Source organism: Streptomyces sp. NPDC044064 (assembly GCF_056434245.1).
Genome location: NZ_JBWKFN010000017.1, coordinates 69,734 through 91,876, shown reverse-complemented (window position 1 = coordinate 91,876; position 22,143 = coordinate 69,734). Strand labels below are relative to the sequence as shown.

Genomic DNA, 22,143 nt, shown 5'->3' with positions numbered 1-22,143 from the left:
CCCCTCATGACCTGCACCGAAGCATCGATGGACGCCCTGCGGAACGTCGGTGACGAACTCGCCGACGCCACCGTGGCCGCGCTCTTCGAACGCGGCGAGGTGGGCACCTTCAACACCCTGATGCGCTACGTCTCCACGGCAGGCGCCCCCCTTCCGGACGGGCTGCCCGACGTGGCCAGGGACTACCTCGAGGCCACTCGTGTCCCGCCGGCCTGGGTGGACTGGGCCGAGATGGAGAAGGCCCGGCTGTTCTTCATCGACAACAACGTGCACATCTCCACCGCCCTGTCCTTCGCCTCCATGCCGGCCTGCTACGTCGTCCCGCACGTGGCGAAGCTGCTGTCCGCCACCCATGGGCTGAAGTACCCGTCCAAGCGGATGGCGGAGACAGGCCAGTTCACCGTCTACCTGATGCAGCCCGACGCCTTCGAAGCCGGCAGCCGCTTCATCCCCGCCGCACAGAAGGTCCGCCTCCTGCACGCCTCCATCCGCCACCACCTCAGGCGCGAGAACCGGTGGGACACCGATGTACTCGGCACGCCGATCAACCAGGAGGACATGATCGGCGGGCAGATGTTCTTCTCCATGCTCGTGCTGGACAGCCTGCACCGCCTCGGCATCCACATGTCACAGGAAGGCGCGGAGGCCTACTACTACGCCTGGCGTGTCGTCGGCGCCATGCTGGGCGTCGACCAGGACGCCGTCCCCAAGAGCCTCGACGAGGCCCGCCACTTCCTCGACCGGTACATGGTCCGGCACATGGGCCCCTCCGAGGAGGGCGCCCACCTGACCCGCCAGCTCATCGACCTCTACGAAGAGGTGGTACCCGGTACCTTCTTCGACCCGATCGTCTCCGCCCTGATCCGCCACCTCGTCGGCGACACCTGCGCCGACTGGCTCCGCGTACCGCAGACACCGTGGGACACCGTCGTCAAGGCCGTACCCCATCTCCTCGGCGTCCTGGAGACCATCGAGGACCGGTCCCCGCTCGGTGCCTGGGCCCTGGACCGCCTCGGCCACCTCACCACCGTGCTCGAACTGTCCTCCCTCACCCGCGGACGCGTCATGCACTACGCCATCCCCGAACAGCTCAAGAAGGACTACGGCATCCCCAGCGCGACGCCCCGCACCCACCGGTGGACCCCACCGGCCGTCACAGTGTCCTGACGATTTCAGCGCACAACCATCGGCCGTTGCCGCGGGTCTCACAGTCGAATCTCATCTGAGTGCGCTCGTGCTTCGCCATCGCTCGCGCTTCAAGGAGGAACCGTGGGCATCCGCAGACCGGCCGTCACCACCGCCGCAGCCGCCGCGCTGATCGGGGCGTTCACCGTGCCGCTCGCCGGCGACACGGCGTTCGCCCGTGAGGGCGCCACCACCGTGCGCGAGGACTTCAACGGCGACGGCTTTCAGGACCTCGCTGTCGCCGCCCCCGCAGCCAGGGTGGGCGGTCACTCCTGGGCGGGCTACATCGCGATCAGCTACGGCTCGGCGGGCGGACTCGGCCCGGCGCGTACGACGATCATCACCCAGGACACCCCGGGCGTGCCCGGCACCTCCGGCGACAACCACGGCTTCGGCTACGCGCTGATCGCCCGCGACCTGGACGGTGACGGCCTGACCGACCTGGCCGTGGTGACGAACGAACACCAGCCGGCGAACAACATCAGCGGTTCCGTGATCATCCTCTGGGGCAGCGGAACGGGTATCTCCGGCACGGGCGCGATCCGAGTCCCCGCACCGGCGAACTCGTTCGTCGGTGAAGACATCACCGCCGGCGACTTCGACGGCGACGGGCACCCGGACCTGTTCATGCGCAACGCCGAGGACTTCGACCTCCGTGCGGTGCTCCACGGCCCGTTCGGCCGGAACGGCGCACCAGCCCGTGAGCAGCAACTGACCGCGTTCAGCACGGACAACACGATCTGCTCCACCGCGGCAGGGGACTTCAACGGCGACGGCATCGACGACCTCGCCACCTTCTACGTCTACGAGGACCACGCCGAGGGCGGCAAGCTGTGGCTGGGCACACGACAGGGCCTGTCCACCGTCCCGCAACGGCTCCCCTCCGCGAACACCACCGCCGTCGGAGACTTCGACAGGGACGGCTACGTCGACCTCGCCACCAGGGTCTTCCCGAACGGCGAGACGTATCTGGAGGACGACCCGGGCACGATCAAGATCTACTACGGCTCGGCGGCCGGGCCCAGCACGACCCGTACGAAGACGATCACGCAGGAGACCGCAGGCGTGCCCGGCGTGAGCGAGAAGGGCGACCAGTTCGGGGCGCGGCTGAGCGCCGGCGACGTGAACGGCGACGGTTACGCGGACCTGGCCGTGGGCGACCCGGGCGAGGCGATCGGCTCGGTAGCGAAGGCCGGCTCGGTGGTCCTGCTGAAGGGCGGCAAGGGCGGTCTCACCGGTAGCGGCGCGCAGGCGTTCCACCAGGACACACCGGGTGTGCCGGGGGCAGTGGAGAAGGGCGACCTGTTCGGCGGCTCGGTACGGCTGCTGGACGTGACGGGGGACGGGAAGGCGGACCTGGCAGTGGGCGCGCCGGGGGAGGACCTGGGCAGGGTCGCGAACGGCGGCGCGGTGTGGCTGCTGCGCGGCACGGCTTCCGGTCCGACGGCTTCGAAGGCCTTCGCGGAGAACCCGGTGGATCTGGGGGCACCGGCGGCGGGAGCGCAGTTCGGCAGGAACCTGGGTGGGGACAACGGGCCGGGGCTGGTGATTCCGTAGGTCTCCCTGGTACCTACGGCGCTTCTTTCGGATCACGCCGCTCCATGGCGACGTACCGACCGATGCCCTCCGGGCCGGGTGCGGCCGCGGGCAGGGGTGCTGCGCCTTCGGGGCGCAGACCGTGCAGGTAGACCGCTACGTGCCGGACGGCCAGAGCCGCGCCTGCTTCAGCAGGCAGGTGCGGCATGGGGCGACAGGCCATGGCGGCCGCGGTGATCAGGTCCTCTGCGGTGACGTCATCGCGCACGACGCCGGCGGCCTGGCCGGCCGCAAGGAGTTCCTCGACGTTGTCGCGGATGGCGCGTTGGAGTTCCTGGACCCGCCGATCATGTACGACCGGTCCGCCGATCAGTGGGAGCACGAGGCGTTCGCGTTGTTCCACCACGCGCCGGAAGAGCTGATTCAACGCCACCGCCGGATCGGCCGACTCCAGACGTGCCGCCTCTACCGCCGCCAGGCAGATCTCGAAGCCGTCGATGATGACCTGCCGGATCAGCGCGTCGCGGTCGGGGAACCGGCGATACAGGGTGCCTGCGCCCACTCCTGCGCGGCGCGCGATGTCGTCAAGGGCCACCGCGGTGCCCTGCTCTCGAAACAGTTCGCGAGCGGCGGCGAGGATTCTCTCGCGGTTGCGCTGGGCGTCGGCGCGCAGGGGCGGCTCAGTGGTCATGCGGCGATCGTAAGCGGCCTTGGGTAACTGGAGATTTTTCTCCGCTTGAGTCGTATGGTGGGAGGTGCCAATCGGCATTCCAAGGCCGACACGGAGGGACCACTCATGTCCGCAGACCGTTTTGTCCTGCTGCAGCCCGGAGAGAACCGGCACACGCGCGTGCCGCTGCCGCCCGGCTTCGGTGTCAAGGTCGCCACCACTGACAGCGAAGGCAGACTCGCCGTCCTGGAGAACCGCTTGGACGTCGATGTCCCGCCCCATGTGCACGAGTTGATGGACGAGTTCGTCTACGTGCTGGAAGGGGAGATGGAGATCGACTACGAGGGGACGACCTACCGGCTGACACCCGGCATGTGCGCGCTACTGCCGCACGGCGTCCCGCATGCCATGCGCAACGCGTCCCAGCCCCCGGCGCGAGCCCTGCAGATCTCCACACCAGGCGGCTGGGACCAGTTCATGGAAGATCTCTTCGAGGCCGGCCCCGCCGTCAGGAACACCGAGGGCGCAATGGACCTGGAGAAGGTCAACACGATCGGCGAAAAGTACGGCATGCGCTACACCCGAGGCACGATGGCCTTGGACTGAGCAGCTTCCGCGGTGGCCACCTCGCATAGTGGCCACCTCGCATGAAGGGCTCTCCGCTCTGCACCATCGTCACCGAGACCCACCAGCCGTCCTGAGCGCCGGCTCGGACCGACGGTTCAGCCGATGCGAGCTCCCGTGCCGCTGACGCGGACCCGCGGGTCGCCCGCGCGCAGCGTCACCGTGAGTTCGCCAGGGCGGCCCAGATCCTCGCCCTGATGCAGGGTGAGGACGGCGTCCTCGGGGACCAGGCCGAGCTCACGGGCGTACGCACCGAACGCGGCGGCCGCGGCGCCGGTTGCCGGGTCCTCGACGACGCCGCCGACGGGGAACGGGTCGCGGACATGGAAGACGGCGGCCGACTCTCGCCACACCAACTGGACCGTGGTCAGGTCCAAGTGGTGCATCAGGGCTTCGAGGCGCGCGAAGTCGTACGCGAGATCTGCGAGGCGCGCGCGTGTCGCCGCCGCGAGAACGAGATGGCGGGCACCGGCGAACGCGATCCGGGGCGGGAAGGCCGGGTCGAGATCGGCAGCCGGCCAGCGGAGCGCGGCGAGCGCCTCCGTGAGGTCGGCGTCGGCGATCTCCTCGATGTGCGGCTCGACACTGGTGAGTGTGGCCCTGACCTCTCCGCCCTCCTCGGCCACCTCCACCGGCACGATGCCGGCACGCGTGGCGAATACCAGCTTCCCAGGGCCCGTCCGCTCGGCGAGCGCGACGGCGGTCGCGATGGTGGCGTGCCCGCAGAACGGCACCTCGGCCTTGGGGCTGAAGTAACGGATGCTGTACGCCCGTCCCTCCTGACCGTCGAGGCCCTCCGGGGACGGGGTCAGGAACGCGGACTCCGAGTAGCCGAGGTCGGCTGCGACAGCCAGCATGTCGCTGTCGTCCAGGGCGCTGGCATCCAGAACGACGCCGGCGGGGTTTCCGCCGTCAGGGGTGCTGGAGAAGGCGGTGTATCGCAGTACTTCGGGCCGCGGCGCATTCGTCGTCATGCCTGCGGCAACACGGGCCGGTGCCGCGGCTATTCCTGGCCGCGGGTGCAGGCAGGGCCGAGCCGGCCCATGTGGCCGCCGACACTCAAACGGCTGCTTCAGTACGCCGCCGTCACCGATCGCCACCCGCGCCGGGCAGCTGCCTAGACCGCCGGACTGCCGAACCAGTGGCCGGCGGCCCGCTCGAACGCTTCACGATCAAAGGCGCTGTCGTCTGCCCACGCGACGATGCCGTCAGGCCGGACGAGCACGGCACCGAGTCCGAGGTCGTTGCGGGCCGGCCCGGCTGCATAGCGGATCCGCCTGTCCCAGCGCTTCGCCGAGTCGTGCAGCCGGCGGCCGGGGGTGAAGTCAAGGGCGACTCCTCGCCCTTCCTGCATCAGGTCGCCGAGGCGGGTGCCGTCCTCGAGACGAAGTTCCGGGGCGTTACGGCCGACCAGCGGCTGCTCGCTGCCGAGGTCGTAGCGGACCGACGATCCGGACAGTTTCTCGAACACGTACGTCGTTCCGTCACGGGTCCCGATCAGGTCGCGGATCAGCGCCTGAACCGCCTGACCGTGCTGGTCCGGCCGCAGGGTCGCCACCTGTGCGCGCGTCCAGTCGAGCACCCATGCACCGATCGGATGACGCTCACGGTTGTAGGTGTCGAGAAGCCCCTCCGGCGCGTCCCCTCGCGCGGTCGCCGCGAGCTTCCAGCCCAGGTTCAGGGCGTCACCGATGCCGACGTTGAGGCCCTGTCCTCCCATGGGAGAGTGAATGTGGGCGGCATCGCCCGCGAGCAGTACGCGCCCCTGCCGGTACGTCGTCGTCTGCATCGCCCGATCGGTAAAGGTCGAGGCCAGATGGACATCACTGAGCGTCACATCGGTGCCGGACACACGGCGCAGAACCGCCTCTAGGTGTTCGCGACTCGGCGACTGCGAGCGATCGAACGTGCCTGCGTCGAACTCCATCATGGCGACATGTCCTTGCATGGGCATTTGCACGTACAGGCCCGTGGGCGTCAGGTTGAACCCAGGGCGCAGTTTCCCGGGATCGGCGAGGGTGGCGAACATGGTGTAGCCGGTGATCTGCGGCTCGGTGCCGACGAACTCGAAGCCCGCGAGCTTGCGCACCGTGCTGCGTCCGCCGTCGCAGCCCACGAGCCAGCGAGCCGCGTACTCGCGCTCATCGGCGTGCGCGACCACGGTCTCCTCGTTCTGCGTGACGCCTGAGACCCTGACGCCGCGCCTGATCTCCACGCCCAGCTTCGCCGCCCGCTCGGACAATATCCGCTCCACTGCTTCCAGGTATGTCAGGACGCCTTCCATCGCCGGGCCGGGAAGCCGGAACGGCAGGGCGGTGACGTCGACGTCGGCCGGATCGAGCACCATGCCGGCGAAGTGACCCACCTGACGAGGGGGCGCCGGCTCGTCCGGCGCGTCGGGATAACCGTCGACGCCCGACGCCGTCAGTAACTCCTGCAGCATTCCGCGGCGGTAGAACGATTCGACCGTCGTGGCGGTCAGGCCCCGCAGGCCGAGGGGGAGTGCCGTTCGGGGGGAATGCAGCTCCGGCTCCTGCTCAAGCACAAGGACGGAACAGTCCGCGAGGCCGAGCTCGCACGCCAGGAACAGGCCGACCGGGCCCGCGCCCACGATCACTACGTCATACACGAAGATCACCTTCCTGAATCGGATACAACTGCGCAGTGGGTAGCGCTCGTGCGGCTGAGCAGCTCACCGGCCCTGCTCGAACATGGCGATCAGGCCGTGGGGCGCGTCGTCGCCGAAGAGCAGGTCGTTGAGCTGGGCGCCTTCGGCGGCGGCTGCGGCACTGCGGCGGAACATGGCCTGCTCGTATCCGCTCAGCGCGGTCTCGATGTCATCGGGGTGCGCGGCGATGGCCTTGCCGAGTTCGGCACCGTCGTACATGGCCAGGTTGGCGCCTTCGCCGTTCGGGGCGGCGAGATGGGCGGCGTCGCCGAGCAGCGTCACCCCCGGCGACCGGTCCCACCGGTGCTCGATCGGCAGGGCGTGGAGGGGACGCAGGACCGGCGTGGTGTCGGTGTCGGTGATCAGTGCAGTGAGCTCCGCTGCCCAGCCGTCGAACTCCCGCGAGATCCCTGCGGTCGCCGCGGCGGAGTCGGTGAAGTCGATGCCGGCGAACCACTCCACCGGCCTGGAGAGCGCCACGTAGGTGTGGAGGGTTCCGCCTCGCTCCCGGTGGGCCTGGATCCCCTTGCCCGGCGCGAGCGCGAACAACGAACCGTCGCCGACCGCCTTCGCGGTGGCCGGGTGCCGGGTGTCGCCGTCGAACAGGTAGGTCTCGACGAACGACCGGCCGGTGTACTCGGGTTGGACCTCGGAGAGCAGCGGTCGGACCCGGGACCATGCGCCGTCCGCGCCGACCAGCAGACTCGTGACGACGGTGGCGCCGTCGGCGAAGGCCACCTCGTGGCGGCCCCCGCCCAGAGCACGGGCACTGCTGACCTTGTGGCCCCACCGGACGGTGCCGGCCGGAAGCGAGTCGAGCAGGATCTGCCGCAGCTCACCGCGCTGCACTTCGGGGCGGCCGCCCGTCCCGTCGTCGGGCATGTCGACCAGAACGGTCCCGTCCGGTGCGAGGAACCGCGTCGCCTCGCGGCCCTCCAGGACCAGGCCGCGGAACTCGTCCATCAGGCCCGCCGCCTGGAGTGCGGCCTGGCCGTTGTAGTCATGGATGTCGAGCATCCCGCCCTGCGCACGCGCCCTCGGGGAGGATTCTGCCTCGTAGACCGTGGACGGGATTCCATGGACGTGCAGGACGCGGGCGAGAGTCAGGCCGCCGAGTCCGGCACCGATGATCGTGACGTCATTGCTCATGGTGACTCCTTGCCTGTCGGACGCCTGCCGGGCGGGCACCCGGCAGGAGCTGATGAAAAGGTGCCGGATGCCGCCGACAAGCCGCCTACACCGGACCGACAGGCCCCCGATACGGCCGAACGATCAGGTCAACACCCCGAGCCGGCACCGGACTTCGCCGGCTCGACCTCCTGGGTCCGCTGCAGGCCGTCATCCCGGTGCGCGGCCGGCTGGCCGTCATACGAACCCGAAGCAGTCGCGACAGAGGAACCGGCACGTCCGTCAGTAGGAGGAGGCCGGGAAGCGGGCGTTGATGAGCTCCTGCGCCTCCTCCTCGGTCGCCACCGCGGGCGGCGAGCCGTCGAGGGGTTGCTGCGCCGTCTCTTTCAACAGGTACACGCACACCATGCCGACCAGAGCGGCCGCCGGCCCGCCGTACCGGGCCTCGGTGGGGAAGAGTGCGGGCAGCGCCGCGGACATGGTGCCCAGCAGGCACACCAGCGAGAAGCCGAGCATCAGCATGCCCACGACCACGGCCGCGATGCTCCCCTGCCGCAGGTACACACCGATGAGGCCGAGGGGCCGAGAGGCCCGGCGACCAGGAACGGGATCCGCCAGCCCCAGTCGTTCATGCTCCCCGTGCTGAGCAGGGCGTTCATGACGGTCACCAGGGTGGCTGCGCCTACGTAGCCGGCGAGGGTTCCCAGCTCCGGGAAGCTGCCGAAGAAACCACGCCGCCGGCGTCCGATGCGGTCCCCGAAGCTGTCGCCTCTCTCGCGATCAGCCGCAGGAATCGCTCATGCGGCTTCCGTGCTCCGAGTGCCGCATATCGCTGCTGGGGACACCCGAACGGCGACCTGCGCCGCATCAGGGACGGGTTCGGCGACGGTCGCTCACCCGTGTCGGGCTGTCATCCGGATTCTCCGGACTTTTCGGTGTGCCTGGCGTCGTGCTGGACGAGGAGGGAGAGCAGGTCCGCCACGGTCAGGGCCGCCTCCGCCGGATGGCGCAGGATGGTTCCGGGCTGGATCTGGTAGACGTTGGACCGGCCTTCGCGGTTGTGGGCGAGGTAACCGTCCGCCTCCAGGTCGGAAATGATCTTCTGGACCGCGCGTTCGGTGAGTCGGCAGTGCGCGGCGATGTCGCGGACGCGGGGCCGGCTGTTGCTCGCGATCGCAGCGAGGACCCGGGCGTGGTTCGTGAGGAACGTCCACCCGGTGTGTGGCTCAGGCACTTCTCCCATGGGACCAGGATAGGACGTATCATTCGCGCATCCAAAAGGGTGAAATAAATTTCCCGTATTCCTTGACAGGCTATGGTCGGCGAGCCGAACCTGAATACGGAGACAGTGGGCGCCAGAGCAGGAGGCGGCCATGTGGGAGCTGAATCTTCCCAGGCAGCGGGCCAGGGGGGCCGAGATGGTGAGCGGATCACCAGTGAGGAGCTGCTCCGCCGTGGCCGGTGCAGCGCCGCAGGATCTCCTGATCGACGTGTCGCCCCGCGGGGGGCGCGTCAGTGTGACGATTCGCGGCGAGATCGACATCAGCGTGCAGGCGGCACTCGAAGCCGCGCTGCAGGACGCCGTGGGGCGCAGCACCCACGGTGTGGATCTCGACCTGAGCGGGACAGCCTTCTGCGACTGCTCCGGCTTGAGCTGCTTCCTGGCCGCGCGGCATCGCGCGCTGGCGGCGGGCAAAACGGTGACCATCCAGGCTGCCAGCCCCCTGGTGCAGCGCCTGCTGGGCGTCACGGGCACCTGGCCGCTGTTCACGCTTCGGCAGCGAGCCCCGAGCCATCCGGCATGCGCCCCCGGCCTGTCGGCCACGACATCCGCGGAGGATGCGCCGTGCGGTGACGATGACCTGCGCGCCGAGGTCGTTCAGCTTCGTCGGGCCGTGCACACGCGCCCTGTAATCGATCAGGCCATCGGGGTGCTGATGGCAACGTACAGCCTCAGGGCGCGGGAGGCGTGGCAGGTGCTGGTCGCGGTCTCCCACGACACCGACGCCGAGCTCGCCGTGGTCGCTGAGGAATTGGTGACTTCGGTTCGGGGCCGGCCGATGTCCGACGCGGTCCAGCAGGAGGTGTGCGCGGCCGTGGCCTCGCTTCGCACCGGCCGTGCAGGTTCCGATGGGGTGCCGGGGCAGCAGTCCGTCCAGGAGGAAGGTGCAGGCGACCGAACGGCGTCTTCACCGGACGAGGCATGAGCAGGGAGAGAGGCGTTCAGGGTGCACAGCCCGTCGGTGCCCGGTACTGCCGGACCGCCGGGGCCGACATCGAAGAGGTACCGGCCGAGCAGGTCCTCGCGGGTTGAGCCCGTGTGTGACTCTCGGCAGGTTGTCCATGAAACCGCCGGAGGAGTCAGTGGTGGACGACGGTCTCGGAGGTGTGTCTGCGCCTCGTGCGTTCTGCGACCTTTGCCGGGCATCCATCGCCCCTGAGCAGGCTGTGAACGAGCAGGTGAAGGATTCGTCGTTCGCTCACCCCTTTGACCCCCGGCAGGACGGCCTGCGCACCGTGACCGCCTGTTGCGCGGATCACCTGGCCGAGCTCCAGCGACAGTACGGCGAGCGGCCCTACGTCACGGAGGAACTGTGGGTGGCGAAGATCGATCGGGCGATGCAGCAGCACCGCATGGGGCTGAGCAATGAACAACTGGTCCGGGAGACCGGGCTGACCTTGCTGCAACTCGAGGCCGCGGCGCGCTGGTGCCTCGGCGCCGGAACCGGTGCCGATGGCCGGGACGTGGAAGAAGCGTGAGCAGCCGGTCTCCGGGTGCGGGCTTGGTGGAGCCGGAGAGGGACCGCCCGTTCAGGGACGTACGACGGCTGTCCGCCCCTACTGCTGATGCGGGAGCGGGTGGTAGAGGGCTTGGGCGCGGGTCAGGTCGGCGGGCCCGTCCTGGTCGAGGTGGAGAAAGTAGTCCACCTGCCATGCCTGCGTGATGTGGGCCTGTCGGCTGGTCGTGGTCACCCACGGCGGGTACACGCGCAAGCCGCGCTTCCCGCCGGCGCCGGCGCGGGAGACGACGCCGTGTTCGCACAGCACCTCGCCAGGGAACACGAACTGTCCGAAGCCGTCCTTGTGGCGGCTGCTGATGACGAAGAGGTCCACGTCGTCGTCGGTGTCGAAGGGGCGGATCGGACCTTTCTCGGACCGCTGCCACACGGTGACGAACTGGCCGACTTTCGTCGGGGTGGTCTTGGCCACGCGGAACCGGATCGAGCGGCCATCGAGAGTGAACGCGCAGGCTGCGTACTCGGCGCTTTCGGGTTCCGGCACCGGCAGCGAGCAAGCGAACTCATTGGCGTCGTAGACCAGTGCCTTTGCCATTTGCAGATCACCGTGAAGCCCGGACCACGGTTGATTCGTCACCATGCCGCCATCCTGCCACCCACATCCGTAACGGCGTCCCGCCGGACAGCTCATCACTTCCGATCATCCGACAAGCACATTGGAAGACTCTCCGATCATCTTGGGTCGCTTCCGGGCAGACTTATCGCTCGCTGTGCCGACGCGCTTACGGTGCGGTTGCGGGCGGGTGAGGAACCGGAGCCCGCCGCAACCGACAACCAAGGGGAAGCGCCGATGGCGACTGTGGAAGTGGCCCTGAAGGAAATGATGACCGGGATCGAGGGGGCACAGGGGGCGGCCGTCGTCGACTACACCAGCGGCATGGCTCTCGGTACCTTGGGCGGTGGCCGAGACCTGGACCTGACGGTCGCCGCGGCCGGGAACACGGACGTGATCCGTGCCAAGGTTCGCACGATGGAGCATCTGGGCCTGAAGAGCCAGATCGAGGACATCCTGATCACGCTGGAGGGGCAGTACCACCTCATCCGGCTGGTGACCGGTCGCAGCGGCAACGGCCTGTTCGTCTACGTCGTCATCGACAAGGACCGCTCGAACCTGGCCATGGCCCGCCATCAGCTCAAGCGGATCGAAGAGCAACTCGAGGTCTAGGCGGCCCCCAAAGGACCGGGCTGACATGCGCCCATGAGTTGAAAACTTCTTCAAGCCATCACATGGAGAGGATGACAACTCATGAACGAGGGGGCCCGGACCGAGAAGAATGAGCAGGCACGACGCGTATCGCGGTGGCGTTTTCAAGGCGCCACCGCGATACGAGAAGACACCTCGACAGGCAGGAAGAGTGCTATGCAGGTCCCTCTCTACCAAGCCAAGGCAGAGTTCTTCCGAATGCTCGGACACCCGGCGCGAATCAGGGTCCTGGAACTGCTGCAGCACGGCCCGGTCCCGGTGCGGGACTTGCTCGCTGACATCGAAATCGAGCCTTCGAGTCTCTCGCAGCAGCTGGCGGTCCTGCGCCGTGCAGGCATCGTCGTATCCACGCGAGAGGGATCCACCGTCAAGTACGAACTCGCCGGCGGCGACGTGGCCGAACTGCTGCGCTCGGCCCGCCGCATCCTGACCGAGCTCCTGGCCGGGCGGAACCAGCTCCTGGCGGAACTCCAGCAGACCGACATGGCCCCGCCTCAGGCAGCAGCGGCAGTCAGCACTTCGGCGAGGTCTGCATAAAGAGCGGTGCGAGTGACCGTCACAGACTTCCTGCCGGGCTTCCAGGCCGGGAAACGGTGGCTTCATCTGCTCTGATGCCACCATTGCGGCGCCAACAGCACGGCCTGTTCCTCATTGCGGGCTCGATCCCGTTGTGGCCTGGATGACCGTTCGACCCGACCATCCTGTCCTGGTGGCGCTGGTTTCAAGTGGTGAAGATCGCCCACTGCTCTCAAAACCGCCGACCCGGGCATCATGGCGCTTGCCATCGTCGGCGCCGCCCACCACCTGCTGATGACGAGTTGGCCCGGCATGCCTGACCCAAGGCCCACCATGACGCGCCTGGTGGCCGTGTTGGTGGACGGCTAGCAGGCCGCCGGGTGCCGGCGTCGAGTACCGCCCCGGGCATGTCCGGACAGGTTTCCGGCGAGTGCGTGAACCGACCGTCGGCACGCCCGCTGGAACCGCCCGACCCCTGTGCTCGTCTTGTGCGCTGATTGTGTACGAAGCAGGGATGTAGGGGGGCGTTGTGACGCGGAACGTGACGAAGACCGGTCTCCTGGTGGTGGCCATGGCGACGGTGCTCGGGGCTACGGCCTGCGGCGGGGAAGCCGGCGCGGCGGCCGGGGGGAGTGGTGGGAAGCTCCCCGGGCACGTGAAGGGGGAGTCCGCGGCACCCTCCGGGGACGCGGTGTCGTCCGGTTCGGCGCCGAACTCTCTCGGCAGCGTTGGAAAGTTGTCTCAGACCGCGCAGACCGGAGTGTCTCCCGTCACCCGGCACGTGCCGTGGAACCTGGACATCCTGGACCAGCGGTCGCGGCCGCTGAACGGGAAACTCACCACCACCGCCACGGGCAAGGGCGTTCACGTCTACGTGATCGACACCGGAATGGACATCGCCCACAAGGAGTTCGGCGGACGTGCCCACCTCGGCGCCGACTTCGTGGGCCCGAAGGATTCCGGTGACTGCTTCAACGAGGGCGGGATGGGCCACGGCACGTTCGTCGCGGGCATCATCGGCGGGGCGAAGTACGGGGTGGCGCCCAAGGCGGACCTCGTACGGGTCCAGGGTGTCCTGTGCGAGAGCGAGGGCGGTGGCTCCCCGGCGGCGGCCGAGGCGGCCGTGGTGAAGTCGGTCAATTGGGTCACCGCGCACGCGCAGAAGCCTGCGGTGGTGAACATGTCGCTCAACTTCGACCACCGGTCGGCGGCCGTGGAGTCTGCGGTGAAGAAGATGGTCGGCGCGGGGATCCCGACGGTGGTGTCGGCCGGTAACTTCCATGACGACGCCTGCAAACACTCCCCGGCCGGCGTCCCCGGCACGATCGTCGTGGCGGCCTCCACCTCGAACGACCGCGCGTGGAGCGACACCGACTCCTACGGATCGGGCTACGGACGGTGCGTGGACCTGTACGCCCCCGGGCAGAAGGTGACCGCCGCCCTCGCGGGCGGCGGTACGACCACGGAGACCGACGGCGCGACGTCCTGGGCCGCGCCGCATGCGACAGGAGTGATCGCGCTGTACCTGTCGGCACACCCCCACGCCACGGCCAACGAGGTCCACGTCTGGCTCGACCACGCGGCCACCCGCGGTGTCCTGCGCGGCATCCGCTCCGACACTCCCAACCGGCTGCTCAACACCGGCGGCCTCTGACCTGCCCCGGCCGCCCCGGCAAGGTGCAGCCCGGCGAGATGCAGCCGGGCGTGCTCCCATCCTCCGTGCCTCGATGCCGACGATCGAGGCACGGGGCATTGCGTGGTTTCGCGCGGCTGAGGCTCAAGCCTTGTCGGCGACGAGCGGCGTCCCGGCCTGTTCGGCCTCGGCCGGTGCCACCGCCTGCACGCGGCCGCGGGGAAGGATCACGGCCACGACGAGCGAACCGGCTGCGGCCACGCACACGCCGGCGATCATCGGTGGTGTCACGTCGTTCAGCGCCCCCGTCGACGTCGTGCTCGCCGCGGCACCCATGATGGCGATGCCCAGGGCTCCGCCGAGGTTCATCGCGACGTCGGCGACCGCCGAACCCGCGCCCGACTGCTCCGGCGGAGCAGCACCTACGACCGAGTCGACCGAGGTCGGGGCGCCGAAGCCGATACCGAAGCCGAGGATTCCGAGCGAGACGAGAATCCGCAGGCTCGACGGAGAGTCTCCGAACGCCAGGACCGCCATGGACACGGCGACCATCAACGGGCCGAGCGCGGACACCGGTCCCAGCCCGAAGCGCTGCACCAGCTTCGGTGCCACCGGCGCGATGAACATGACCGTGCACATCCCGAGCATGTGCAGGCCCGCGGTCAGCGGACGGTAGTGCAGGGTGAACTGCAGGTACTGGGTGATGACGAAGAGGCTGCCGAAGACCCCGAAGAACACGGTCGAGATCGTCACCAGCGGCCCGCCGAACCGGCGGTCACGGAAGACGGCATGACTGAGCATCGGGCTGCTGGTGCGCTGCTCCCACCAGATGAAGGCGCCCAGGACCGCGACGCCGCCGATGAGGAACACCAGCGTGCGCGGCGAGGTCCAGCCGTGGGACGGAGCCTCGATGATGGAGTCGATGAGCGCGAGCGAACCGACGGCCGTGAGCACGAGGCCGGGCAGATCGAGGCCTGCGTGGCGTTCGTTGCGGGACTCGGGGATGAGCAGCAGGCAGCCGGCCACCGCGACCGCGATCATCGGGATGTTGATCAGGAAGACCGACCCCCACCAGAAGTTCTCCAGGAGGAGACCGCCGACGATCGGGCCGAGCGGAATGCCGAGCGAGGCGACGCCCACCCAGATGCCCATCGCCTTGGCCCGCTCGTCGGGCGGGAACACCTGGCCCAGGATCGCGAGCGTGCAGGGCATGATCATCGCTGCGCCCAGGCCCATACCCGCGCGGGCCGCGATGAGTGTGTCCGCGGATCCGGCGAATGCGGCCGCCGCCGAGGCGGCCAGGAACACCAGCAGGCCGGTGAGCAGCCCGCGCCGGCGGCCGAAACGGTCCGCGAGCGCACCGGCGAAGAGGATCGGCGCGGCAAAGGCCAGTGAGTAGGCGTCCACCGTCCATTGCAACTGCCCGGGCGTGGCGCCGAGTTCAGTTCTGATCGACGGGATCGCCATCGTGATGATCAGCATGTCCAGTGACGCGATCACCAGTGCTAAGCACATGATGCCGAGGATGACCCACCGACGTGGGTGACCCTGAGGCGTGTTCATAAGGAGCCCTTCCTGCAGTGGTCAAGGCCGGGTGCGTCACTGTAGGACCGTCAAGTTGACAGCGTCAACCTGGGTAAGGTTCGCAGCGTGGGAACAATCAGTCGAGGTGGCACGGGTGGCGCGCGATCCGCGCTGGTCGCGGCGGCGAGCGCGCTGCTGACACGTGGGGGTCCGGAGTACGTGACCCTGCGCGCGGTGGGTGCGGCGGCGGGCGTGTCGCGGACTGCGCCGTACCGCCACTTCTCCGACAAGGACGATCTGTTGAGTGCGGTCGCCGCGCAGAGCATGGACCGTCTCACTCAGGCGATGCGGAACGGTGCGGACGACGAGGCCGCAGGGGGGACACGTCTGTACCGTGCGTGCCTCGCCTACGTGCGGGCCGCGAGGGAGATGCCGGCCCACTACCGCCTCATGTTCGGCGACATCGCGATCGACACTCCCAGTGAGGAACTCGAGCGCGCCACCGACGCGTGCGCGAAGGTTCTCTGCAACCTCGTCATCGAGGCGAAGGGTGACGGCGTACTCGCCGCCGGCGACGTACGGGAGGCCGGCACCGTGCTGTGGGCGGCACTGCACGGCCTGGTGGACCTCACGCTCTCGCGCCGGCTGCGCGAGCCGCGCACGGTCGACGGTGTCGAAGGCATGCCCGCCCTGGTCGCGCTGGCCCTGCGGAACTGGGTCTCCGCGAAGGCCTGATGGGGCGCCCTTTCGGGCTTCCGTGGACTCGTCCGCATGGTGCCGAGGATTCCGCGTTTCGCGGCCGGTTGAGTGACGAGCGTCACACTGCTTCAGGTTGACGGTGTCAACCTCGCCCGTCACAGTGGATGTTGGTTGACGTTGTCAACCTAGCGTCGCCGGCGTCACTTCAATCGTGAAGTCAGGGATCCAGTAGGAGAGCAGCCGTAGAGCGCGCTCGAAGTGCACGGTCAATTACGGGGAGAGTACTGGTGTCGACCGATTCCCACACGCACGACCGCAAGCGCATCCAAGAGTTCGTGATCAATCAGATCGAATCCATAGGCGTCGAAAAAGATACTGTCTCGCTCGACGACACCCTCGAGACCCTCGGTCTCGACTCGCTCGACGTCGTGGAACTCAGTCAGACCGTCAAGAAGAAGCTCGGTATTCCCGTCAAGCCCAATGATTTCGTCAACACGGTGACGATCTCGGACGTGCTCTCGGTCATCTGTGAGCGCGCGGAAACAGTGTGAGGCGGCGCGTCGTAGTCACCGGAATGGGAGCGGTAACGCCTCTCGGAGCCGGGGCTGAAGCACTCCACCACCGTGCCGTACGCGGGGACAGCGGTATCACCGACGGACTCGGCCGGTGCGCCGACTTCGACCCCATGGAGGTCTTGAGCAGGCGCGAAGCGCTGCGCATGGACCGGTTCTGCCAGCTCGCGGTGGCGGCCGCGGACGAGGCCGTCCGGCAGGCGGGCTGGAACGACGGTCCACCCGCCCCGGCGCAGCGGGTGCACTGCGTCGTCGGCACCGCGATCGGCGGGCTCGACACGCTCGAGGCACAGCTGAACGTCCTGCGGACAGAAGGCCCGGAGTACGTCTCGCCGTTGACGGTTCCGCTGCTGATGGCCAATGCCGCACCGGCCCACCTGTCGATGCGCTTCGGTCTCGCCGGCGAGACATCCGCCCTGGCCACCGCCTGTTCCAGTGGAGCGCAGGCGATCGTTGCCGGAGCTCGGGTCATCCGCTCCGGAGAGGCCGACGCCGCGATCGTCGGCGGGGCCGAGGCAGCGACGACGGACTTCACCAAGGCGATGTTCACCTCGAGCGGGGCACTGTCGCCCACCGGGACATCAGTGCCGTTCGACCGCACGCGGGACGGCTTCATCCTGGGCGAAGGCGCGGGCGTCCTCGTGCTCGAGGAGGCGGAGACCGCCCGGGCCCGTGGCGCCCCGGTACTCGGGGAGATCCTCGGCTACGGGGTGACGAGCGATCACCACCACGTCACAGCCCCGGAACCGTCGGGCGCCTTCGCCGCCGCCGCGGTGCGTGCGGCGCTCGCGGACAGCGGGATCGACGCCAATGACGTGGCGTACATCAACGCGCACGGCACCGGCACCCGGCTGAACGACGCCGCGGAGTCGACCGCGCTGCGCCGAGCACTGGGGGACGCCCTGGCGGACATCCCGATCTCCTCGACCAAGTCCTACGTCGGGCATCTGCTGGGCGCCGCGGGCGCGGTCGAGGCCATCGCGACCCTGCAGGCACTCCGGTACCGGACCGCACCGCCGACCCACGGACTCAGCGAGCCCGACGAGGACCTCGGCCCGCTCACCCACGTGCAGGCCGCGCTCGCACTGAAACCGTCCGACAACGGGTGCATCGGGCTGACGAACTCGATGGGCTTCGGCGGCCACAACGTCACCATCGTGATCGGGGCCTGAACGTGCAGACCACTCGACAGATCACTCCATCAGCCGACCGGGTACCCGCCCGCGCCGCGACCGCCGCACCGTGGCCGGCGTACACACCCGAGAAGCTCGGCCTGAGCACCGGCACCACCGTCGACCGGAGGTACGCGCACAAGCAGTCCGGCGAAGACGTCCTCGTCAACGACGTCGCACGCCACCAGGACACCGGCATGCTCACCGCGGTCGGCACCCTGGCGAAGGCGCACCGCTATTTCAACGACTCGGTGATCGACCGGTACGACGCGCTGCACCTCGCCGAATTCATGCGGCAAGGTGTGGAGGTCATCGCGCATACACTGCTCGGCGTTCCGCTCACCCACCAGTTCGTGCTGCGCACCGTGCACCTCCGGATCACTGAACCGGCTGCGGCCGTCACCGCCGCTCACGCGGTCATCGCCTTCTCCGAGAAACTGGTTCGTCGTAACGGATCCGGTGTTGCCTATGCCGCAGCGGGGCCGGTCCACTGCATCGCCGACGGGCGCCACATCGCTCGCTGCGACGGCCTGGTCGGATTCCTGGCGCCGGAAACCTATGACGCGATGAGGGGCGAGGACGGGCGGAGGCGACTTGCCGCACCCGCGGGCCGCGTCCTCCCGGACCGGCCGCAGACGGTCGGCAGACAATTCCCGGAGAACGTCTTCCTCGGCCGGGTCACCGGACCTGTGCGGCAAGCGAGTTGCGTGCTGGTGCCGCAGACACATCCGACCTTCTTCGACCGCCCGCTCGACCACTACCCGGGCATGATGATCGCGGAGGGCGCCCGGCAGTTGGCCGTACTCTCCTTCGCCGAAGCCACCGGTACTCCGGCCAATCAGGTCCACACGCACGACGCCGCGCTGAACTTCACCAGCTTCGCGGAGCTGGACACGCCACCCGCGCTGCGGATCGTGTCCTGGGCCGCGGACGAGGCCGGCAACGCGGCCGACGCGGGCGCCGAGATCACCGTCGTGGCACAACAGGGCACGCGGACCACATCGACGTGCACGTTCCGTCTGTCCAGCGCGACCGAGGCTTTATCGGAAGGGAGGCTGTCATGAGCGTCGTCGTCTCGGGAGTGGGCGCGGCCCTGCCTGCCACGGCGGTCGAGAACGACGCCTTCGCAGATCTGGGGATCTCGGACACGTGGATCCTCGACCGGACCGGCGTGCGCCGCCGGCATCACCTCCAGCCCGGTGAGCGGCTGGTCGACCTCGCCGGCGCGGCGGCCGCGCAAGCGCTCGACGACGCCGGCGTCGACGCCTCGGACGTGGACTTCGTCGTCGCGGCGACCAGCACGCCCGACCGGCTGTCGCCCGGCCTCGCGCCGGAGATCGGCCACCTGATCGGCGCCCGGTCGCCCGGCGCGGTCGACATGAACGGCGCCTGCACCGGGTTCCTCTACGCGCTGGACTACGCCATCTCGCGGGTCAGCCACGGTTCGGCGGACCGCGTCCTGGTCGTCGGCGCGGATGCCATGTCCCGCCTGACCGACCCGGCGGACCGCAACACCGCCGTACTGTTCGGCGACGGCGCCGGAGCCGTTCTGGTCGAGGCGGCGCGCGGTGCGGTGTGCGAAGTCTGCGTTCCGTTCCTTTCGTTCGGGTCCGCGGCCGAGTACGCCGACGCCCTGTACGTCGACCATCACGACAGAGTCGTCCGCATGGACGGCGCCCAGGTCTATGCCTCCGCGGTCGAGGCCATGACCGACGAGATCGCGTCGGCTCTGACCGCGCACGACATCACCCAGGGCGATGTCGACCTGCTCGTCTGCCACCAGGCGAACAGCAGAATCCTCAAGGCGGTCGTTCGGCAGCTGGGCTGGAGTCCCGAGCGCGCCGCGTCGTACGTCGATCAATTCGGCAACACCTCAGCGGCCTCGATTCCGCTCGCCCTTCGCAAGGCGCAGGACGACGGCAGGCTCAAACAGGGGCACACCGTCGTGCTCGGTGCTTTCGGTGCCGGATTCACCTGGGGAGCGGGCGTGATCGGGTGGAAGGCGTGCAGGCACGGCTGACCTGCACGCCGAGCAGCTGAGACCGGTCCTGCGGAACCGGCCCCTCACCCTTCACGCGCAGCGCCCCGATGCCCATCGATTTCCGTACAAACACGGGGGATCCGTGTTGCGTCCAACCTCGTCGAGGAGTGGAGTGCAATGACCAGTTCGAACGCGGCCACCACCATGGTGTCGCCGCCGGCAAGTGATGAAGAAGCCATGCTGCTCAACGGCTACCGGAAAATGGTCATCGGCCGCCGTTTCGATCAGCAGGCGACGAACCTGGCGAAGCAGGGCAGTCTCGCGGTCTACCCGTCCTCGTCGGGCCAGGAGGCGTGCCAGGTCGGCGCCGTGACGGCCCTGCGGAGCACAGACTGGCTGTTTCCCACCTACCGTGACTCGGTGGCCGTCGTCACCCGGGGCGTCGCACCCGGCGAGGCGCTGACGCTGCTGCGCGGCGACTGGCACTGCGGCTACGACCCCAAGGCCACCCGCACCGCGCCGCACTGCACGCCGCTGGCGACGCAGGCCGCCCACGCTGTCGGACTGACGATGGCGGCACGGCTCAACGGGGACGACGTGGTCGCGATGGTGCTGTGCGGCGACGGAGCCACCAGCGAAGGCGACTTCCACGAGGCCGTGAACCTGGCGGCCGTGTACGACGCACCGGTGGTCTTCCTCGTGCAGAACAACCGCTACGCGATCTCCGTGCCGCTCGCCAAGCAGACCAGAGCCGAAACGCTGGCCGCGAAGGCCGCGGGGTACGGGATCACCGGCGTACAGATCGACGGCAACGACTTCGGCGAGGTCCACCGCGCCGTGTCGAGCGCCGTCGACGCGGCCAGGGCGGGACGCGGACCGGCCCTGATCGAAGCGCTCACCTACCGGATGGCACCGCACACCAACGCCGATGATCCCTCGCGCTACCGCGACCCCGCCGAGACCCTGGCCTGGCGGGAGAAGGATCCTGTCGCCCGTCTCGCCTCGACGCTGCGCGCCCAGGACCTGCTCGACGACGCCGCGCAGCGCGCGATCGACGAGGAAGCGGCCGAGTTCGCCGCGCGGACCAGGCAGGAGGTCACCCGCTACGAGGCGCCCGCGCCCGCCGAGATGTTCGCGCACGTCTATGCCCGGCCGACGCCTCAGCTGAGGGAGCAGGCCCGGGAACTCGCCGAGAGGGGGGTCGCATGACGACCGAGACCACACCACGGATCACCACGGCGCCGACGCCGGCACCGGCTGTCTCGATGGTCACCGCGATCAACTCCGCGTTGAGCGACGCGATGCGGGACGACGAGCGCGTGGTCGTCTTCGGCGAGGACGTCGGGCACCTGGGCGGCGTGTTCCGCGCGACCGACGGTCTGCTGGCCGAGTTCGGCGAGCGGCGCTGCTTCGACACACCGATCTGCGAGGCGGGCATCCTCGGCGCGGCGATCGGGATGTCGTTCTACGGCGCCAGGCCCGTCGTGGAGATGCAGTTCGACGCGTTCGCCTACCCGGCCTTCGAACAGATGGTCAGTCACCTGGCGAAGATGCGGAACCGGACCCGGGGCACCCTGGCGGCCCCGGTCGTCGTCCGCATCCCCTACGGCGGCGGCATCGGTGCCGTGGAACACCACAGCGACTCGTCCGAGGCGTACGCGGCGCACACCCCCGGCCTGCATGTGCTCACACCCGCCACCGTCGCCGACGCCTACGGCATGCTGCGGCAGGCGATCGACGGCGCCGACCCCGCGCTGTTCTTCGAACCCAAGCGGCTGTACTGGGAGACCGACCACGTCGACCTCACGGCCGAGGTCGAGCCCATCGGCCGGGCGGTCGTGCGCCGCACCGGAAACGACGCCACATTGATCACCTACGGGCCCGCGCTGCCGATCGCTCTCGCGGCAGCCGATGCCGCGGTGGCGGACGGCTACGACCTCTCCGTCGTGGACCTGCGCTCCCTTGTGCCGTTCGACGAAGACACCGTGTGTGAGGCGGTGATGCGTACCGGCCGCGCGGTGATGGTGCACGAAGCGTCCGGCTTCGGCGGCTTCGGCGCCGAGGTGGCCGCCCGTGTGACCGAACGCTGCTTCGCCTACCTCGAGGCGCCGGTGCGGCGCGTCACCGGCCTGGACGTCCCCTACCCGCCGCCGCAACTGGAGCGGTTCTACCTGCCGACCGTCTCCAGGGTCCTGGACGCCGTCGCCGCCACCTTCGAGGAAGCGTGAGCCCC

Annotated in this window: 22 protein-coding genes and 2 pseudogenes; 16 read left to right on the top strand and 8 right to left on the bottom strand. The window is 69.0% G+C overall.

Going from position 1 to position 22,143, the window contains the following annotated elements:
* Nucleotides 1-6 precede the first annotated feature (6 nt).
* Both AC07DS_RS26630 and AC07DS_RS26625 read left to right on the top strand, forming a co-directional pair.
* Nucleotides 7-1,167 (top strand): oxygenase MpaB family protein, encoded by a 1,161-nt coding sequence (locus tag AC07DS_RS26630; protein WP_479149159.1) that lies wholly within the window; start codon nt 7-9, stop codon nt 1,165-1,167.
* Nucleotides 1,168-1,269: 102 nt separating this feature from the next.
* Nucleotides 1,270-2,742, top strand: coding sequence for an FG-GAP and VCBS repeat-containing protein (locus tag AC07DS_RS26625; protein WP_479149158.1), 1,473 nt, complete (start codon nt 1,270-1,272; stop codon nt 2,740-2,742).
* 13 nt (nt 2,743-2,755) lie between these two features.
* On the opposite strand, the gene AC07DS_RS26620 is transcribed toward AC07DS_RS26625, so the two are convergent.
* The gene (locus AC07DS_RS26620; protein ID WP_479149156.1) at nt 2,756-3,412 is read right to left on the bottom strand and encodes a TetR/AcrR family transcriptional regulator; all 657 of its coding nucleotides are present in this window, start codon (nt 3,410-3,412) and stop codon (nt 2,756-2,758) included.
* Nucleotides 3,413-3,517: 105 nt separating this feature from the next.
* On the opposite strand from AC07DS_RS26620, the gene AC07DS_RS26615 reads away from it, so the two are divergent.
* On the top strand, nt 3,518-3,997 hold the full coding sequence (locus AC07DS_RS26615; protein ID WP_479149155.1) for a cupin domain-containing protein: 480 nt from the start codon (nt 3,518-3,520) through the stop codon (nt 3,995-3,997).
* Between the two features lie 116 nt (nt 3,998-4,113).
* Here the strand turns inward: AC07DS_RS26615 and AC07DS_RS26610 are convergent, their stop codons facing one another.
* The 5 genes and pseudogenes from AC07DS_RS26610 to AC07DS_RS26590 form a co-directional block, all read right to left on the bottom strand.
* On the bottom strand, nt 4,114-4,989 hold the full coding sequence (locus tag AC07DS_RS26610) for a PhzF family phenazine biosynthesis protein (RefSeq protein WP_479149153.1): 876 nt from the start codon (nt 4,987-4,989) through the stop codon (nt 4,114-4,116).
* A 143-nt stretch (nt 4,990-5,132) separates the two neighbouring features.
* Entirely contained in the window at nt 5,133-6,644 is a 1,512-nt protein-coding gene (locus tag AC07DS_RS26605; RefSeq protein WP_479149380.1) for an FAD-dependent monooxygenase, read from the bottom strand.
* A gap of 63 nt (nt 6,645-6,707) precedes the next feature.
* Entirely contained in the window at nt 6,708-7,832 is a 1,125-nt protein-coding gene (locus AC07DS_RS26600) for an FAD-dependent oxidoreductase (RefSeq protein WP_479149151.1), read from the bottom strand.
* Nucleotides 7,833-8,093: 261 nt separating this feature from the next.
* Nucleotides 8,094-8,551, bottom strand: a pseudogene (locus AC07DS_RS26595) (hypothetical protein); the annotation flags it as partial.
* A 170-nt stretch (nt 8,552-8,721) separates the two neighbouring features.
* Nucleotides 8,722-9,054: a helix-turn-helix transcriptional regulator gene (locus AC07DS_RS26590; protein WP_479149149.1), complete on the bottom strand. Its 333-nt coding sequence runs from the start codon at nt 9,052-9,054 to the stop codon at nt 8,722-8,724.
* Between the two features lie 211 nt (nt 9,055-9,265).
* Between AC07DS_RS26590 and AC07DS_RS26585 the strand changes: the two genes are divergently transcribed.
* Both AC07DS_RS26585 and AC07DS_RS26580 read left to right on the top strand, forming a co-directional pair.
* Nucleotides 9,266-10,018 (top strand): STAS domain-containing protein, encoded by a 753-nt coding sequence (locus tag AC07DS_RS26585; RefSeq protein WP_479149147.1) that lies wholly within the window; start codon nt 9,266-9,268, stop codon nt 10,016-10,018.
* Between the two features lie 160 nt (nt 10,019-10,178).
* On the top strand, nt 10,179-10,571 hold the full coding sequence (locus AC07DS_RS26580; RefSeq protein ID WP_479149145.1) for a hypothetical protein: 393 nt from the start codon (nt 10,179-10,181) through the stop codon (nt 10,569-10,571).
* 78 nt (nt 10,572-10,649) lie between these two features.
* On the opposite strand, the gene AC07DS_RS26575 is transcribed toward AC07DS_RS26580, so the two are convergent.
* Complete coding sequence (locus AC07DS_RS26575) at nt 10,650-11,189, bottom strand: MepB family protein (RefSeq protein WP_479149144.1); 540 nt, start codon at nt 11,187-11,189, stop codon at nt 10,650-10,652.
* A 210-nt stretch (nt 11,190-11,399) separates the two neighbouring features.
* Here AC07DS_RS26575 and AC07DS_RS26570 point away from each other — a divergent pair, with 210 nt between their 5' ends.
* The 4 genes and pseudogenes from AC07DS_RS26570 (at nt 11,400) to AC07DS_RS26555 (ending at nt 13,983) form a co-directional block, all read left to right on the top strand.
* Nucleotides 11,400-11,774 (top strand): roadblock/LC7 domain-containing protein, encoded by a 375-nt coding sequence (locus AC07DS_RS26570; protein ID WP_479149142.1) that lies wholly within the window; start codon nt 11,400-11,402, stop codon nt 11,772-11,774.
* A gap of 195 nt (nt 11,775-11,969) precedes the next feature.
* Complete coding sequence (locus AC07DS_RS26565) at nt 11,970-12,350, top strand: ArsR/SmtB family transcription factor (RefSeq protein WP_479149140.1); 381 nt, start codon at nt 11,970-11,972, stop codon at nt 12,348-12,350.
* Nucleotides 12,351-12,566: 216 nt separating this feature from the next.
* Nucleotides 12,567-12,698: pseudogene (locus tag AC07DS_RS26560) on the top strand (TetR/AcrR family transcriptional regulator); the annotation flags it as partial.
* Nucleotides 12,699-12,900: 202 nt separating this feature from the next.
* A complete protein-coding gene (locus AC07DS_RS26555) occupies nt 12,901-13,983 on the top strand; it encodes a S8 family peptidase (RefSeq protein WP_479149378.1) in 1,083 nt (360 codons plus the stop codon).
* Nucleotides 13,984-14,106: 123 nt separating this feature from the next.
* Here the strand turns inward: AC07DS_RS26555 and AC07DS_RS26550 are convergent, their stop codons facing one another.
* On the bottom strand, nt 14,107-15,477 hold the full coding sequence (locus AC07DS_RS26550) for an MFS transporter (RefSeq protein ID WP_479149138.1): 1,371 nt from the start codon (nt 15,475-15,477) through the stop codon (nt 14,107-14,109).
* 135 nt (nt 15,478-15,612) lie between these two features.
* On the opposite strand from AC07DS_RS26550, the gene AC07DS_RS26545 reads away from it, so the two are divergent.
* The 7 genes from AC07DS_RS26545 to AC07DS_RS26515 all read left to right on the top strand — a co-directional run bounded on the left by AC07DS_RS26545 (nt 15,613) and on the right by AC07DS_RS26515 (nt 22,138).
* On the top strand, nt 15,613-16,221 hold the full coding sequence (locus AC07DS_RS26545; RefSeq protein WP_479149136.1) for a TetR/AcrR family transcriptional regulator: 609 nt from the start codon (nt 15,613-15,615) through the stop codon (nt 16,219-16,221).
* A gap of 251 nt (nt 16,222-16,472) precedes the next feature.
* The gene (locus tag AC07DS_RS26540) at nt 16,473-16,736 is read left to right on the top strand and encodes an acyl carrier protein (protein ID WP_479149134.1); all 264 of its coding nucleotides are present in this window, start codon (nt 16,473-16,475) and stop codon (nt 16,734-16,736) included.
* Nucleotides 16,733-17,929, top strand: a complete 1,197-nt coding sequence (locus AC07DS_RS26535) for a beta-ketoacyl-[acyl-carrier-protein] synthase family protein (protein WP_479149132.1) — start codon at nt 16,733-16,735, stop codon at nt 17,927-17,929. The genes AC07DS_RS26540 and AC07DS_RS26535 overlap by 4 nt, the downstream gene beginning before the upstream one ends.
* Nucleotides 17,930-17,931: 2 nt before the next feature.
* Complete coding sequence (locus AC07DS_RS26530; RefSeq protein WP_479149130.1) at nt 17,932-18,993, top strand: AfsA-related hotdog domain-containing protein; 1,062 nt, start codon at nt 17,932-17,934, stop codon at nt 18,991-18,993.
* Nucleotides 18,990-19,949, top strand: coding sequence for a ketoacyl-ACP synthase III (locus AC07DS_RS26525; RefSeq protein ID WP_479149129.1), 960 nt, complete (start codon nt 18,990-18,992; stop codon nt 19,947-19,949). The genes AC07DS_RS26530 and AC07DS_RS26525 overlap by 4 nt, the downstream gene beginning before the upstream one ends.
* Nucleotides 19,950-20,087: 138 nt before the next feature.
* Nucleotides 20,088-21,119, top strand: coding sequence for a pyruvate dehydrogenase (acetyl-transferring) E1 component subunit alpha (gene pdhA / locus AC07DS_RS26520; RefSeq protein WP_479149128.1), 1,032 nt, complete (start codon nt 20,088-20,090; stop codon nt 21,117-21,119).
* Entirely contained in the window at nt 21,116-22,138 is a 1,023-nt protein-coding gene (locus AC07DS_RS26515; RefSeq protein WP_479149126.1) for an alpha-ketoacid dehydrogenase subunit beta, read from the top strand. Before pdhA ends, AC07DS_RS26515 begins: the two co-directional genes overlap by 4 nt.
* Nucleotides 22,139-22,143: the final 5 nt, after the last annotated feature.

Excerpts from the sequence above, each read along its gene's own strand:
- AC07DS_RS26515 (WP_479149126.1), top strand. The coding sequence starts at position 21,116 with ATGACGACCGAGACCACACCACGGATCACCACGGCGCCGACGCCGGCA.
- AC07DS_RS26555 (WP_479149378.1), top strand. The coding sequence starts at position 12,901 with ATGGCGACGGTGCTCGGGGCTACGGCCTGCGGCGGGGAAGCCGGCGCG.
- AC07DS_RS26600 (WP_479149151.1), bottom strand. The coding sequence starts at position 7,832 with ATGAGCAATGACGTCACGATCATCGGTGCCGGACTCGGCGGCCTGACT.
- AC07DS_RS26570 (WP_479149142.1), top strand. The coding sequence starts at position 11,400 with ATGGCGACTGTGGAAGTGGCCCTGAAGGAAATGATGACCGGGATCGAG.
- AC07DS_RS26550 (WP_479149138.1), bottom strand. The coding sequence starts at position 15,477 with ATGTGCTTAGCACTGGTGATCGCGTCACTGGACATGCTGATCATCACG.
- AC07DS_RS26575 (WP_479149144.1), bottom strand. The coding sequence starts at position 11,189 with ATGGTGACGAATCAACCGTGGTCCGGGCTTCACGGTGATCTGCAAATG.
- AC07DS_RS26615 (WP_479149155.1), top strand. The coding sequence starts at position 3,518 with ATGTCCGCAGACCGTTTTGTCCTGCTGCAGCCCGGAGAGAACCGGCAC.
- pdhA (WP_479149128.1), top strand. The coding sequence starts at position 20,088 with ATGACCAGTTCGAACGCGGCCACCACCATGGTGTCGCCGCCGGCAAGT.
- AC07DS_RS26610 (WP_479149153.1), bottom strand. The coding sequence starts at position 4,989 with ATGACGACGAATGCGCCGCGGCCCGAAGTACTGCGATACACCGCCTTC.
- AC07DS_RS26565 (WP_479149140.1), top strand. The coding sequence starts at position 11,970 with ATGCAGGTCCCTCTCTACCAAGCCAAGGCAGAGTTCTTCCGAATGCTC.
- AC07DS_RS26525 (WP_479149129.1), top strand. The coding sequence starts at position 18,990 with ATGAGCGTCGTCGTCTCGGGAGTGGGCGCGGCCCTGCCTGCCACGGCG.
- AC07DS_RS26630 (WP_479149159.1), top strand. The coding sequence starts at position 7 with ATGACCTGCACCGAAGCATCGATGGACGCCCTGCGGAACGTCGGTGAC.
- AC07DS_RS26620 (WP_479149156.1), bottom strand. The coding sequence starts at position 3,412 with ATGACCACTGAGCCGCCCCTGCGCGCCGACGCCCAGCGCAACCGCGAG.
- AC07DS_RS26590 (WP_479149149.1), bottom strand. The coding sequence starts at position 9,054 with ATGGGAGAAGTGCCTGAGCCACACACCGGGTGGACGTTCCTCACGAAC.